Source organism: Coleofasciculus sp. E2-BRE-01 (assembly GCF_040221695.1).
Lineage (GTDB): Bacteria > Cyanobacteriota > Cyanobacteriia > Cyanobacteriales > Coleofasciculaceae > Coleofasciculus.
Genome location: NZ_JAVKEA010000201.1, coordinates 12490 through 27643 on the forward strand (window position 1 = coordinate 12490; position 15154 = coordinate 27643).

At 44.7% G+C, this 15154-nt stretch carries 14 protein-coding genes; 12 read left to right on the top strand and 2 right to left on the bottom strand.

Annotated features, from left to right (window positions below; translation table 11 throughout):
* Positions 1–29 precede the first annotated feature (29 nt).
* From RIG66_RS26335 to RIG66_RS26345, 3 genes are all read left to right on the top strand, one after another.
* Positions 30–683, top strand: coding sequence for an S-layer homology domain-containing protein (locus RIG66_RS26335; protein WP_446381902.1), 654 nt, complete (start codon positions 30–32; stop codon positions 681–683).
* A 232-nt stretch (positions 684–915) separates the two neighbouring features.
* Positions 916–1566 (top strand): hypothetical protein, encoded by a 651-nt coding sequence (locus tag RIG66_RS26340; RefSeq protein ID WP_446381904.1) that lies wholly within the window; start codon positions 916–918, stop codon positions 1564–1566.
* Positions 1567–1698: 132 nt separating this feature from the next.
* Positions 1699–3309 carry a CHAT domain-containing protein gene (locus tag RIG66_RS26345; RefSeq protein WP_446381906.1) on the top strand — a complete coding sequence of 537 codons (1611 nt, stop codon included), beginning with the start codon at positions 1699–1701 and terminating at the stop codon, positions 3307–3309.
* A 166-nt stretch (positions 3310–3475) separates the two neighbouring features.
* On the opposite strand, the gene RIG66_RS26350 is transcribed toward RIG66_RS26345, so the two are convergent.
* Positions 3476–4435: a transposase gene (locus RIG66_RS26350; protein WP_446381908.1), complete on the bottom strand. Its 960-nt coding sequence runs from the start codon at positions 4433–4435 to the stop codon at positions 3476–3478.
* A 613-nt stretch (positions 4436–5048) separates the two neighbouring features.
* Here RIG66_RS26350 and RIG66_RS26355 point away from each other — a divergent pair.
* The 8 genes from RIG66_RS26355 to rimM all read left to right on the top strand — a co-directional run bounded on the left by RIG66_RS26355 (position 5049) and on the right by rimM (position 11719).
* Positions 5049–5828, top strand: a complete 780-nt coding sequence (locus RIG66_RS26355; protein WP_446381910.1) for a Uma2 family endonuclease — start codon at positions 5049–5051, stop codon at positions 5826–5828.
* A gap of 426 nt (positions 5829–6254) precedes the next feature.
* Positions 6255–6488, top strand: a complete 234-nt coding sequence (locus RIG66_RS26360; RefSeq protein ID WP_446381912.1) for a hypothetical protein — start codon at positions 6255–6257, stop codon at positions 6486–6488.
* Between the two features lie 338 nt (positions 6489–6826).
* On the top strand, positions 6827–7243 hold the full coding sequence (locus RIG66_RS26365) for a hypothetical protein (RefSeq protein ID WP_446381914.1): 417 nt from the start codon (positions 6827–6829) through the stop codon (positions 7241–7243).
* 272 nt (positions 7244–7515) lie between these two features.
* Positions 7516–8061, top strand: a complete 546-nt coding sequence (locus RIG66_RS26370; protein ID WP_446381916.1) for an RDD family protein — start codon at positions 7516–7518, stop codon at positions 8059–8061.
* Positions 8062–8115: 54 nt separating this feature from the next.
* On the top strand, positions 8116–8310 hold the full coding sequence (gene rpmG / locus RIG66_RS26375) for a 50S ribosomal protein L33 (protein WP_446355835.1): 195 nt from the start codon (positions 8116–8118) through the stop codon (positions 8308–8310).
* A gap of 64 nt (positions 8311–8374) precedes the next feature.
* Positions 8375–8590, top strand: a complete 216-nt coding sequence (gene rpsR, locus RIG66_RS26380) for a 30S ribosomal protein S18 (RefSeq protein ID WP_006106620.1) — start codon at positions 8375–8377, stop codon at positions 8588–8590.
* Positions 8591–8896: 306 nt separating this feature from the next.
* Positions 8897–10912 carry a ribonuclease catalytic domain-containing protein gene (locus RIG66_RS26385; protein WP_446381918.1) on the top strand — a complete coding sequence of 672 codons (2016 nt, stop codon included), beginning with the start codon at positions 8897–8899 and terminating at the stop codon, positions 10910–10912.
* Positions 10913–11107: 195 nt separating this feature from the next.
* The gene (gene rimM, locus RIG66_RS26390) at positions 11108–11719 is read left to right on the top strand and encodes a ribosome maturation factor RimM (protein ID WP_446381920.1); all 612 of its coding nucleotides are present in this window, start codon (positions 11108–11110) and stop codon (positions 11717–11719) included.
* 102 nt (positions 11720–11821) lie between these two features.
* Here the strand turns inward: rimM and RIG66_RS26395 are convergent, their stop codons facing one another.
* Positions 11822–12250, bottom strand: coding sequence for a hypothetical protein (locus tag RIG66_RS26395; RefSeq protein WP_446381922.1), 429 nt, complete (start codon positions 12248–12250; stop codon positions 11822–11824).
* Between the two features lie 949 nt (positions 12251–13199).
* Between RIG66_RS26395 and RIG66_RS26400 the strand changes: the two genes are divergently transcribed.
* Positions 13200–14957: a peroxidase family protein gene (locus tag RIG66_RS26400; protein WP_446381924.1), complete on the top strand. Its 1758-nt coding sequence runs from the start codon at positions 13200–13202 to the stop codon at positions 14955–14957.
* Positions 14958–15154: the final 197 nt, after the last annotated feature.

Here is a 15154-nt window from a genome sequence, read left to right on the forward strand (position 1 = left end):
CGTTTATCAAAGGATTGGTATTTTACACTATGCGTCGCATTTTTGGCATCCTACCTCTGGTATTTTTACTGCAAAGTCTTCCCGTTGTTGCCCAAGAGTCAACAACCCTTGACCCCGTTGAACAGGTTATCACGGCAGGATGGATGAATCGCGATCGCGAGGGGGATTTTCAGGCACAACGAATCCTCAATCGAGCTGAATTAGCATCGATTTTAGTCAAAACCTTTGACTTAGAAAAACGAGTCGCCCAACCCGACAAACCTATTGCTGTTCTCGATGTACCTACCTCTCACTGGGCATATCGCGATATTCAATTAGTCTTGCAAAATAACGTGATGACGGGTTATCGTCAGGGACGATTTTTTCCCAATCAACGGGTTACTCGCGCTGAAGCATTCTCTATTTTAGCTCAAGCCTATGGCGTGTTTCAGTTTCCAGAGGATACGGTGGCTGAACTGCTTTCGCGCTATCCCGATGCTGATCAAATACCAACTTGGGCAAGAAAGTCAATTGCCACGGCTTTGTATGAGGGGTTTGTTAATATCGATCCCTTGACTAATTCTATTGATCCTCTCGCACCCATGACTCGTGGAGATATGGCTTATGCGTTGAGTAAATATCTGGAACGACAAGAAACCACTGCGCCGATTCCTTGGACGATTGAGGAACCTGCGCCTATGTAACAAAACGTCGCGGAAACACCTTTTGACCCAATGATTTGAGTATAGGGCGATCCGAGCCTATTGAACAGAGTCCAGTTGTTCATTTTGGCAAGCGGGTCGCCCTCCATTCCTTTATGATGGGAAAGATCCGGTTTGGTTGCAGGAATACTCTGAACCCTGAACCATGAACAATGTACAATCTCTGTTATTGCTCAGCTATTTTTGAACTTAATTTAGGAGAAAGAGTTATCCCATGGATTCTCAACCCTCTAAGGATAATATACACACTCATTTAGTTTCAGCCGTGGTTGAGGCTACACTCAACCAAGATCAACCCCGTCTTAATAAACTCCTGAAAACAGCGCTCTATGACATTCCTACCGAACAACCGGAATCATTGCGAGCGCAAGTTGCCAGAAATTTCTTGATTCAAGTCGCTCAACGGTTAGAGGAATCCCTAGGGGCAAAGCATCATATTCTGGCTTGGTTTATGGTATATGTTGGCTTGGGAAACATACTACCAGAAGCAATTCAAGCGACGCAAATGGTTCTCAATGAGGGATTAAAACCGTTTGCCGATTTCTTTGTGGATCGTCAGGGGATTCATTTCTATAATCATGGCGATAAGGCGGACAATATTAATAAAATTCCGCCTCGCCTCTCTGAGTTTACCCAGATGACGGTGCGGATTTCTCAGGACGAAGTGCAGCAGGTTATGGGGAAATACAGTTTATCGGAAGAGAAAGCCCGACAAGTGGTCTTAAATTTGAAAATATTGGAGCAAAAAATGAATGTACAGTTTCAACAATTATTGACGGTTTTAGATTCTAATCAAGCGTTGCTGAATCAGGTGATGACATTGGATTTAAGTAAACCAGATAATCCCAATCGTTTTGGTATGTAACAAGGAGGCAGGAGGCATAATAGTGTAAGCTTTCGGATATCTGCTAAATAATGAATCAGGGCTTTAGTCATGGGATGGAAGAGACTTGGATGCGCTACCTTCGTCAGTATTTTTGTTGGTGTCTCAGTTCCGTTGCGATTAAATTCAACTGAATTATTCTCCAAAACGTCTCTGTTGGCGTTCTCAATTAATGCTCGTAAAGCCGAGGCGGAGCGATGGTTAAACCAAGGGATTGAACAGTTGCGCCAGCAGGAATGGGATGCGGCGATACAGTCTAGCCAGCAAGCATTGACCCTCTATCAGGATAGTCGCGATCGCGTGGGTATAGCCGAGTCTTTAAATTATCTGGGATGGGGACTATATCAGAACGGTCAATATCAAGCCGCCGAGCAAAGATTGCGCCAAGGAATTCAGAGTTTGGCATCGGTATCAGCGAATCAGAAAAGCGATGATACTCAATCCCAACGCTTAGAAACACAGGTGGCAAGTTATCAGCTCTTGCAAAAAGTATTAATTGCTCAGGGTAAAATAAATGAAGCACTTTTAGTGTCTGAGCAGAGTCGGGTGAGGGGGTTGAGTGAATTAGTAAACAGGGGTGATCCTAACGGGTCAACAATTACGGCTGCTATGGCAGAACTAACCATTGAGCAGATTCAACAGATTGCCCAAGAGCGAAACGCCACTCTGATCGAATACTCGATTATTGATAATCCCTTGGCTGAGGCGAATCAACCCGAAGAACTCTTTATTTGGGTGATTGAACCAACCGGAAAAATTACCTTTCGCCAGAGCAATCTTACTCAACTTTGGCAAGAGGAAAAGACGACGCTGACAGACTATGTAAGTAATATTCGTCAATCCCTCGCCGCTTCCCAGTGGGGTGTTGGTTTATCTCGGCGTAAAATTCTCCCATTTAGGCAATTGTATCAGGTTTTAATTGAACCGATCGCGGATAAATTGCCCACTGATCCTAACGCTCATGTTATCTTTATTCCCCAACAATCTTTGTTGATGATTCCCTTTTCTCCTCTACAAGATGAGTCGGGTAACTATTTGCTGGAAAAACACACCATCTTAACCGCTCCAGCGATAATGGTATTGGATATTACCCGGCAAACTCGGGTGAATCGTCCCGACTCTGTGCAACAATGGTTAGTCGTGGGAAATCCCAACCCCATGCCTGGAGAGTTCTCGCCCTTACCTGCTGCTGAACAAGAAGCTAAAGCGATTGCATCGTTGGTGAATACCCAAGCGATTACGGGAGAGGTAGCCACTAAAGCCGACATTGTACCGCAGATGTCCGCGTCACGAGTGATTCATCTCGCCACTCATGGTATATTTGATGAACAGCAAGGATGGGAGAGTGCGATCGCGTTAGCACCAACGCAGACGGATAATGGCTGGCTAACGGCAAGAGAAATCCTGGATTTAAACCTGAATGCTGAGTTAGTGGTTCTCAGCGCTTGTAATACGGGGCGAGGGAGTATTAGTGGGGATGGGGTGGCTAGTTTATCGAGTGCTTTAATTGCATCAGGGGCGTCTAGTGTGATTGTTTCTTTGTGGTCAATTCCTGACTCACCCACCGCCTTTTTGATGCAGGAATTTTATTCTAATTTACAGCAAAATTCTGACAAAGCCCAAGCCTTACGCCAAGCCATGTTAACCACAATGGAAAAACATCCCGATCTCCGGGATTGGGCAGCATTTACGTTAATTGGTGAAAGCCAATCGCCCACAGACTAGAAGTCTGGGGCTATACAAACCAAGTCCGCCTACGCGGACTCAATTCAGCCTGCGGAGGCAGGCTTTGTTTGTGTAGCAGCGATTTCAATCGCCTCCTCTTGCTGGATGGTGTGTAAATCCTCAAGAGGAATTTATAAGGCTCTTTCAGACTAACTATGATAGATTACTAGCAAAAATGCCAATTAAGCAGAACTATTCTTCTAAAATTGTCAAAATTCTTTAATCCATAACCCCTCCTTTTGATCAGCTTGATTTTTTGATTAATTCCCTCCACTGTAGATGGTGTAGTCCGATTGTCAAAATAGGCTAATATTTCATCAATCCATCTTTTTATTGTTTGACAACTTCTGGGAAAATATTTATAAGCTTCTTTTATCCATTCCGCGATATCCCATAAAGCTTTATCCCCGGTTATCTGACTTTCAAATATATCCCGTATACTCTCTTTAATTTGATACATTTCTATGAGTTTAGCAGACACGTCTCTGACTTCGTTTAATTTCTCCGAACCCAAGCTCTGTAAGTATTCTGCTATTGCTTCCTTATTTCTTTTCTCTAACAATGCTATCGGTTTTCGCTTATCCAAGTCCACTAAGACTGCGGCATAATTCTTACCTCCTTTTAGATGGGTTATTTCATCAATCCCTAACCGTTTTAATCCCTGAGGTTTTTCCTTCAATAAATCCTCTTCTAGTTCTTTAAGTATTGTTTCTATTTCCGCTGAACTCATTCGGTTTCTCTTGCCAGCATTAGCCACATCTGTTGCCAGAACTTCTTCTATTACTTTTTGCGCCAATTTTTTTGTATAGGTTCTTCTTTTTTTGACAAAGCTTAATTCTTCTGAAAAAACTTGACGACAATTCTTGCATCTGAATTGGCGACGATTAACGAACAAAAAAACATCAAAGCTACTCAGGGGAATATCTCTTACTCTATATTGATGAGATTGATGAGATTGATGTATTTTGTCAGTTGATTTGTGGCAATAAGGACAGGTGGATCTATTGGTTTTATTCGCTAATTCAATTAGTATTTCATTTTCGGTTATAAACCAATAGTTGGTTGCTTTAAAACCCTCAAACTTGATAAGTTTTGTAACGAAAAATAGAAGGGAGTTAGATGGCATAGTATTAACTCTTAATTTTTGCTGTCCACTGTCAGAATATTTTATATCATAAAACCTGACCTTAAATCAAGGCAAAGCAAGAATTTAAAGCGACTTTGATTGTAAAAATATTGCAATTATTTGTTTTTTTGCAGCTAATTTATCATAACCACTCTAGAAGAGCCACTTTTATCTACCTTAATCATATCAATTTTTGGAGAGATTATAATTCTTTTGGTATTTGATATTTGAGGTTGAGTGTCTAAATATTAAACCGCCACCCATTAGCTTATTTATTACGCTAAATAAGTTTAATCTTTATCCCACAATATGAGTCTGAATTTATCAATTTCTGCTTGTTAAGGAGGACTCGGATTCAAACTATTGAAGGAACAACACACTGTTAGGTGCGACTGGGGTATCTAACTGAGGTCAAATCTCTCTCTGCCAAGGCTTCTGTCGTTTACGATCGCACCTTTTGTGAGAAATGCGGGATACGAACGACGATAATGAAACGTCTCTGGAAGCATCTTTCATAAATTATTGATCGCACAGCCAGATCAATCATTGTTGGGTTTCCTTACGTCAACCCAACCTACAATAATGACAAAGAGGCGAAGTTAGCATCAAAACCATGAAAGCCACATCTGAATTCCCCACAACTTTACCCGATCACACCCAACTCCCAGAATCGGATGGTACGTTTGTGAAAAATTTCCAAGAACATCCTCAAAGCATTCTATTAACCGAATCCATTGAGCCGATCCTCCAACAACTGCACCCCGACGAGCGCTACTGCATCGGTCAAGACAGCGGCATCTACTGGCGCTTAACTGACCCACCCGAACGCGGAGCCGAAGCCCCCGACTGGTTTTATGTTCCCAACGTACCACCGACTCTTGAGGGTCAAATGCGGCGATCCTACGTGCTTTGGCAAGAAATCGTTTCTCCCCTCATCGTATTAGAATTTGTTTCTGGTAATGGTCAGGACGAACGAGATCGCACTCCCTACGAAGGGAAATTCTGGGTTTACGAACAAGCCATTCACGTCCCTTTCTACGGTATTTATGAAGTAGCCCGATCTAGCGTAGAAGTCTATCATCTGGTTGAGGGACGCTACCATTTACTACCAGCTAATGATCGCGGACACTACCCCATTTCACCCCTGGGAGTAGAACTTGGCATTTGGCAAGGACGCTACAAAAACGCCGAACTTCCCTGGTTGCGGTGGTGGGATAGCGAGGGAAACTTGCTGTTGACAGGGGAAGAACGCGCCGAACAAGAACGCCAGCGAGCCGAACAAGAACGTCAACGAGCTGAACAAGAACACCAGCGAGCTAACCAAGCCGAGCGGGAAAATGCACGTCTGCGAGAACAACTCAAGGCTTTAGGCATAGAACCGGAAACGCTGTAAGTCGGTGGACACAATAAAAGCTAACGGTTCGTCATTTGTCATTTGTCATTTGTACCTATCCATATCGCCATGTCCAAGACCAGTGCGTTCGCCTCACGCCCCCGACCCCTAGCTACTCAGATCTTGCGACCGACGGTGAGCTACGATGGCGATCGCTTGCGCGAACTCCTGGCTACGAATACGTCAACGGAACTCTCAGTGTATGATCTCCGAACCGAGGTCGAAGGCAACCTCTGGATGCTTGCTCCGGAGGCATTCCGGTACTTCCTACCAGCCTTCCTGCACGCTTCTCTGGAGTCCTATGCATCTGTGAGCGTCTTCGTCTCCGAACTCGTAGGCGCACTTACCAAACCCTCTCGTACAGACGTTGTAGAAACGCTTGATCGAGCTACTAGGCTCCCGTCTGGTCTCGGTTTGCCGGACGACATGACCGAGCTACTCCGTAAGCAGCAGCTCGAATGGTTCGATTCCGGTACTCCAGGTACTCCACTAGCCATTTTCCACGAGCGCGTCGATAGTCTTACCCCCGCCGAAGGTGGCGCGATTCTCGACTTTTTTGTCACTCTCCAAGAAACCCACGGCGCGGATTTTCCGTTCGGAGAGCTGGAGATCGCTGTCGATCGGTACTGGGTTCGCTATCGGGCATTCATGGGTAACTGAGAAAACTTACTAGATTTCAAGGCGGATACTGCGATCGCGTCTCTAGCGAAAACTTATCTGTGGACGACATTGATTCTATCGGCAACAGGAATGTTTGGAATAGATGTGGCAGAATTATGTTAACAGTATTTATCGGGTTTATCGAGTGGTTACCGTACTATGAATACTCAAGTGCATCCAATTCAACCCTTTGCCATGACTTAAACGATAAGGCTCAGATGTACGCACGGAATTAAATACGCGACTATTATACTCGCCTAATTGATCGTCTCAATCTTGACAATCTGAAACCTGTGATAAATAATTGTATCCTGATTTGAATTGATAGAGGTTAGTATATGCAGCTTGGTCCTGGTTTTTGGGCGACATTCTATTATTATTTTACAGGAATGACCCTGGTTGTGGCTGTCTTAGCCTCGCAAGTGCTAGGTCTAAGTTTAACTCAACCCCTTCCGTATCGTTACGGTATTACACTCGGTTTAGTCGCCGGATTAGTGGGGGCTTACTTCAATCGCAGCGTGACTTTTCCTCTAGAGTTTAAGAACAAAAAAGCCTTTACTAAAACCTTAAATACAACCTTGTCTGATATGGGATTTGAACCCAAGTCAGAAATCGATAATTTTGTGGTGTATCAACGTCCGGCTTTGCGTAATATTTTTTCAGGCAAAGTATTTGTGCAAATTGATGATGGCATAGCGACAATCATTAGTCGTGCCAGTATAATTAGACGATTGCGTCAGAAAATTGAACCTTAGCAGGAAGTCTAATCTTAATTTTATTCATTAGTTTAGTGTATTAGGGTAAAGTTAAGTTTAAAAAACAGGAATTAGTTGATCCGAATTTAAGTAGGTTAGTGGAAACAAGCTTAACTATATTAAACTATGTGAGGAGACCTCAAACCCTTATATAAACGAATGACGAATGACAAATGACAAATGACGTAGCTTGCTTTTGACCTAATGATTGCACTTCGCAAAATCCGCTAAACTTAATAAAGACTGCATCAGCCCTAAACTTAACCCTAACCATGTATGAACTTGAACCAATACACAAGCGCTTTCCTCAAGTGCCAATAGAGCGACGGTTCTATGCCTTCCTCATTGATTTTGTCGCTGTTTGGCTGGTTAGTTCGATGGCGGGTGGAAATCCTTTTTTGCAAGTGTTCGTGTTTATGGCAGTGTGGTTAGGGATGCGGGTCGTATTGGTATCGAGCAATCAGGGTCAGAGTTTAGGACGCTGGGCATTGGATATGAAAGTCCTGGATGCTAAATACGGCAAACTTCCAGGGCTATTGACACTAACCAAACGAGAAGGCATTCTGGGTGTCTGTGCGCTCTTAGCTATGTTTGGCTTCAACGTTTTGGCGAATGGCATCTCCATGCTGCTCTCCATGCTGCTGTTAATTGCACCATTAGGGGTAGATTGTGGCATCGCTTTATCGGAACCGGAAAAACAGCAAGCGTTTCACGATCGCATTGCCCAAACCCTGGTGATTCCAACCCGTCGTGGGTTCTCTCTGGATCTGCGTCTAAAGCGATGGGTTGCCCAAATCCGGCGTCGTATGCAAAAATAAGAGATTGTGTTTAAATTCACTCACGCCCTCATTTAATTTACTAGACGTAAGACTATGGCAAGTAAGAAAGGTGTTCGACTGGTTATAACCTTAGAATGTACAGAGTGTCGCACGAACCCAGACAAGCGCACAAATGGTGTCTCTCGCTACACCACAATGAAAAACCGCCGCAATACCACAGGGCGGCTAGAACTGAAAAAGTTCTGCACTCATTGCAATAAGCATACGGTGCATAAAGAAATTAAATAGCCATGTCACAATGGCAATGCATCCTAAACTGAAATTGATGACCACAAACCCCTAAGAACTGCCCATGACCTACTTTCGCAAACGCCTTTCTCCAATCAAGCCGGGAGAACCCATTGACTACAAGGATGTGGAATTACTCCGCAAATTCATTACCGAACGCGGTAAAATTCTGCCACGTCGGATTACAGGTCTAACGTCTCAACAACAACGGGCATTGACCCGATCGATTAAACGCGCTCGCCTTTTAGCATTATTGCCTTTCGTCAATAAAGAGGGATGATGCGGCTCAACACAAGCTCAGAGTGAGGAGTGGTGAGATAATCGATATCTGACTAAACGGTGGTATCAAATGATTGAATCCTTTGATACCCCGTCTAATGATTTTGGTATCATCCCATCACCCGTTAGACTAGATTTAGAGTGTGATAACTCTGGCGAGGAACACCACATCCAATTTGGATGCAATGCCACTTTATAGGGGCATTACTGGCGATTTATCCCATGCTGAATAAAAAATTGCAGCGTGGGAAATCTATCGCCGGATTAGTGAAAAACTAAAGATAAACGACCGGGATTAGCAAAGCTGGTGGAAAAAGGAACACTTATCGAATTTCGTGTGCAAGGCGATCGTCATCTAGCGATTGTAGACCGTCCAGATGGCAAAACACGCTGGACGGTTATCGACGAGCAGGGTCAATCTCACACGCTTCATCCCCGGCAAGTTACCTACGAAGTCCAGGATGGTAAATTTGACGTCTCAGAAATTCCCGACTTTCTCAGCCAAGTCGAACCCTATCTCGATCCATCCAGCCTGGAAGTGGCATGGGAATTGCTGGTGGAAGAGGGAAAAGCGGTAACCTGTGCGGAAATGGCACAGCTTTTGTTTTCTGACCAAAACCCATCCCTATGTTACGCTGCTCACTGCTTGCTATCGGACGACAAACTCTACTTTAAACAAAAAGCCGATAGCTATGAACCGCGTCCAGCTACGAAAGTGGCTGAAATGAAACATCAGCAACTAGCCGCAGAATCGAAGCAGCGAGAGCAAGAAGAATTTTTAACCCGCACTCAGCAGAAACTCAAGGGTGAAGCGGTAGAGTGGCAAGAGAGCGATCGCACTCGCTTTGAACTCCTAGAACGGTTTGTCCTTTATCCGGAAAATACCTCTCGTGCAGCCCAAGATATACTAGCTACCCTGGATCGCCCGCAAACTCCCCAAGCAGCGTTCGATCTGTTGGTAGACTTAGGCTTATGGACTCCTCACGAGAATCTGTTTTTGCGGCGCTCATCTTACCCTGTTCACTTTCGTCGTGAGGTGCTTGACTTGGTGCAACAATACTTGGATTCTCCACCTCCCGACCCCGATCAAGACCGCTTAGACTTAACTCATTTGAAGGTATACACCGTTGATGACGAGAGTACCTCAGAAATCGACGATGGGTTGAGTTTAGAACAACTCGACGATGGAAAAGAGCGTCTGTGGATTCATATTGCTGATCCAACCCGCTTAGTTAGACCCGACGACGAACTGGATCGAGAAGCCCGACGGCGCAGCACGACACTCTATTTGCCGACGGGGATGATTTCCATGTTTCCCGCTGAACTGGCAACGGGTCCGATGAGTTTGGTGGAGGGTCAAGTTTGCCCAACACTAAGTTTCGGGGTAATCCTCGATGAAGATGGCAGTGTTCAAGAGTACAAGATTCACCCTAGTCTGATTAAACCCACCTATCGCCTCACCTACGAAGATGTGGATGAAATGTTGGAACTGGGAGTGAGGGCAGAACCGGAAATCGCCGCGATCGCGAAATGGGCAAAGCGTCGTCAAGAATGGCGGTCAAGTCAGGGTGCGATTAGTATCCACATGCCAGAGGCGGTGATTAAAGTCCGTGATCAAGATGAAATCATCATTCAGGTTTTAGAGGATTCCCAAGCGCGGCTAATGGTCGCAGAAATGATGATTCTAGCCGGGGAAGTTGCTGGACGCTATGGTCAAAGCCATCAAATTCCCCTCCCCTTTCGTGGACAACCCCAGCCGGAACTGCCTTCTGATGAAGAACTGCTGGTATTGCCCCCAGGTCCAGTGCGCTTCTGTGCCATGCGGCGCTGTATGCCTCGCAGTGAAATGAGTATTACTCCCCTGCGTCATGCGGGTTTGGGTTTGGAAACTTATACCCAAGTCACTTCTCCTATCCGCCGTTATACGGATTTGCTGAATCATTTTCAACTAAAAGCCCACTTGCGCGGTGATCCCTTACCTTTTTCAGCGGAATACCTGCAAGAAACCATGCAGGGTGTCACCACAGCCGCCTCAGAAGCCGCTATGGTGGAACGCCAAACCAATCGCTATTGGGGATTGGAATATTTACGGCGTCACCCGGATCAAGTGTGGCAAGCGTTAATGCTGCGTTGGCTGCGCGAACACGATAACTTGGGTTTGATTTTGTTGGAAGATTTAGGGTTAGAGTTAGTGATGCGGTTTAAGCGAACGGTAAGATTAGGCGATCGCTTAGATGTTCAAGTAACTCATGCCGATCCACGTCAAGATGTGATTCAGTTTCGAGAACTGATGGATCAGGCGGTTGAACCTGCGGCTACTTAGAAGATGAGGGAGATGAGGGAGATGGTGAAGATGGGGAAGATGAGGGAGATAGTAGAGACGTTCCGGTGGAACGTCTCTTAGTCCGTTGTAGGGGCGGGTTTTACTATTAACGGGAAGCTTTTTACCCAGATATCTGTAAACCCGCCCCGATAGAGTGCAAGTCATCTTCAACAAATAACGAATGACAAATGACGAATGACAAATGACAACTGGCTAGAAATTGGTATAATCGTAGCTCCTCAAGGATTAAAAGGAGAACTGCGCGTCTATCCCAATTCGGATTTTCCCGAACGCTTCGAGAAATCGGGACAACGTTGGTTAAAGCAATCTCATGATAGCCAACCGCAACCTGTGGAATTATTAGGGGGGCGTTACGTTCCAGGTAAAGGAATCTATGTCGTGAAACTGGCTGGGGTAGAAAACCGGGAACAAGCCGAAGCCTTACGGGATGCAACGCTATTGGTTCCAGAGAGCGATCGCCCAGAATTGGGGGAGAATGAATATCATGTTCTAGATGTGCTGGATTTAGAGGTTTTCAACCAGTTAACTGGAGAAGCTGTCGGTATCGTGGTGAATGTGATTCCGGCGGGGAACATGCTTTTAGAGGTCAAACTTCACCATCAACCTGAACCAACCCCAGCTAAACCGGAAGCGCCCCTCCCGAACAGAATTAGTAAGCAACGGAAAGCTAGGAAAAAACCATCCAAGCCAGTAACGGTTTTGATTCCTTTTGTCGATGAAATTGTCCCAGTGGTAGACCTTCAAAATCGTCGGATTGAGATTACACCGCCTCAGGGTTTGCTATGATTTTTGTACTGAATATTTCTGTCAATGACTGTCTTTTACTTCGTTGAAGAGGCAGCTTGGAAGAAGGGGTTAAAACCATTGCCCATGACAACTAAGCCCTAATTAAACGAAACTAAAGGTGGAACTCTCTAAACTGAGAGAAGAAACGTTATCAACAATACCGATTAATTCATCGGATGTTCCAAAATCCTGGTAGATTCCCGTTCCTTCTGGTAAACTACCAGAGGTTGCCATTAACTGATAATCAGCGGCATTTCCTGCCAGTTGAATCATATCTTGACTGGCGTCAAAATCCATAATCAAGGCGTAATCATCCACGCCATTTTCGGCGTATAATGCCCCTGTTCCATCTCCTAAGATAAAGGTATCGACATTGGCAGTTCCGGTGAGAGTATCTACCTCTCCGACACTGGGATCAGTCCCGGTAATCTCGTCCGTTGCACTCTGTTCGTAAACTTGAATATTACGGAACTGACTTGCTGCATTGGGATTTTTCACATCATGGTCATTTCCCAATAGCAAGTAATTCATCTGACCCGTAAAGAAATCGCCAACCCGGATTTGATAGGATTGCCATTCCCCAGCCGTATCACTGTAATTATTGAAGTCTTTGATGCCCCAGAATTGAGTACCGTAGAGTTTGAAGAACTGGTTTGAACTGAGACTATCATCGGTATCAAAGCCAATGCCTTGAATTTCTCCTTCCGCTGTACTCTTGAAGTCAAACTCTAAGATAGTATCGGCGGTAATCGTGTAATCGAGTCCTAACTTCTTCCAACCATTTCCCTCAAGTTGTACTTCGCTGCTATCCTCAGAAAAGTTGACTTTAGCTCTTTTATCTTGATTCCCCGCATAGGAATCCAGGGTGTAGGTGTCGGTTATCCCATTCGCCGTTACCGCTAATTCTGGGTCATAGAATTGGATATTGCGGAATTGACTGGATGCGGTAGGATTTTTGGGTCTTCCGTAGTTAGTGTGCTAAATTGTTAGTTGGATTTGCCAGAACGTTGGACAGCAATAGCTTTAACAATTTTTACCCAGATTTCAATTTTTTTTAAAACAATTAAAGGATACAGTCCTTGTGTGGTAATATTTCTGACTCATTAAAACTGATAGTTTAGCACACTAAATTCGGAAGACCCGTTCACAATTACTGCTCAAACTAAGATATTTAAATCTCAGGGAAGGTAAATTCTATTTTCTTAAGCTTAATTCATAGAACTATAAGAATTTATGAACTCGTTACAGTGTTTCATGAAGATTTGGTAAAGTTTTGATAATATTCCACCCTTGTTTGCTAAAGACATGTAAAACCTAGCTGTTTTTGTAAAAAGATGTAACAAATATTCGCCTATTGCATAAAATTAGTGGGTTAATCGTGAGTAATAAGTAGAACTGAATTTTGCAAGTTGATACCTTCAGGTACTTTCAGAGCCAGCTTTTTTCAGTTCGTTCATAACTATCAAGGTGTAATTTAACCATGATGACTGCTCACAAAATCCGTCAAACGCTTCTCACTCTAACCAGTTTTGCTACGTTAGGATTTGCTGTATCCCTACCCGCCCAAGCCATAGAATTTCGGTCGATTGATGGGTCAAACAACAACCTAGATAATCCCACCTGGGGTGAAGCCGAAATTGAACTGATTCGCCTCCTCGAACCCGATTACAGTGACGGGATTTCCGCGCCTGCGGGTATGAATCGCCCCAACCCTCGCGCTATTAGTAACGCGATCGCCTCTCAATCTGAATCACTCCCCAATCCTTTCCACGCTAGTGATTGGCTATGGCAATGGGGACAATTTGTGGATCATGACATCGACTTGACTGATCCGCCTGAAGGCGCAGAACCGTTACCCATCATCGTTCCAGAGAATGATTTAATCTTTACCCCTGGCTCAGAGATTCCCTTTAACAGAAATGTCGCCGCACCAGGAACAGGTACAGATAGTAATAATCCCCGCCAACAAGTTAACGCGATTACCGCTTATATTGATGGGTCAAATGTCTATGGATCAGACTTAGAACGGGCGAATTTTTTACGCACAGGAGATGGCGGAAAACTGAAAACCAGTACCGGGAATCTGTTACCCTTCAATACTGCAAATTTGCATAATGCCAATCCCTTTGGTGTCAGCACTGAAAATCTATTTATCGCTGGGGATGTGCGGGCAAATGAACAGATTGGCTTAACAGCCGTTCACACCCTGTTTGCACGGGAACACAATCGGTTAGCCGATGAAATTGCCGCTGATCCAACAACTCCCGAAAAAGCGGCTGATGCGGGACTTTCTGTAGACGACTATATCTATCAAACCGCCCGCCGGATTGTCGGTGCCCAAATTCAGGCGATTACCTACAATGAGTTTTTACCTTTACTCTTGGGTGAAGGGGCGATCGATCCCTATAGTGGCTACGATGAAACGGTAAACCCCAGTATCAGTAACGAATTCTCGACCGCCGCCTATCGAGTCGGTCATACAATGTTATCTCCAGAACTGCAACGGATCAATAATGATGGCACATCGGCGGGGAGTATTTCATTGAGAGACAGCTTTTTTAAACCTCAAGAAATTACCGAGAATGGGATTGATTCCTTGCTGTTAGGATTAGCTTCTCAGAAAGCCCAAACCATCGATGCATTTGTAGTCGATGATGTTCGCAATTTCCTCTTCCCTGCTGGAAACGGCGGACTGGATTTAGCTGCTGTAAATATTCAACGGGGACGAGATCACGGACTTCCCAGTTATAATGAAGCGCGTCAGGCGTTGGGGTTAGGCGGATATACCAGTTTCGATCAAATTACATCAGACGCCGAAATTGCCCAAAGTTTCCGAGATATTTACGGCACAACCAATGGTCAAGATAACATTGATTTAGTCGATTTTTGGATGGGGGGAATTGCTGAAGATGCCTATAACGGTGGGATGGTTGGCGAACTGTTCAATGTGATTCTCTCCGATCAATTCCAGCGTTTACAGGATGGCGATCGCTTCTTTTATCTAGCGGATCAGGATCTCCTAAATTTAGTCCCGGATATTGGTGATACAACCCTTTCGGATATTATTGTTCGCAATACGGATATTACGACAATTCAGGATAATGCCTTCATTGTCGCCAAAGATGTGCCAGAACCTTCCGCACTATTCGGATTGTTTTTAATTGGGGTTTTTGGCGGAACGTTGGGACAATGGCATCAGCGCCAATCTACCAACCAAGGACATTCCCAATCAATCTAGCGGTGTAGGGGCGCACAGACGTGCATGGGTGTCAACTTAAGCCACATTACCCACGACACGATAGGATACTGGGTGTGGGGTATGGGGTGTGGGGTGTGGGGAAAGCGAGCAATTTTGGCTCACTATGTATTAAACGGAGCCTGTTTGAAAAAAACATTGTGGATGAATAGGTGAGGTGAATGGTGGTAGGTGTGAGA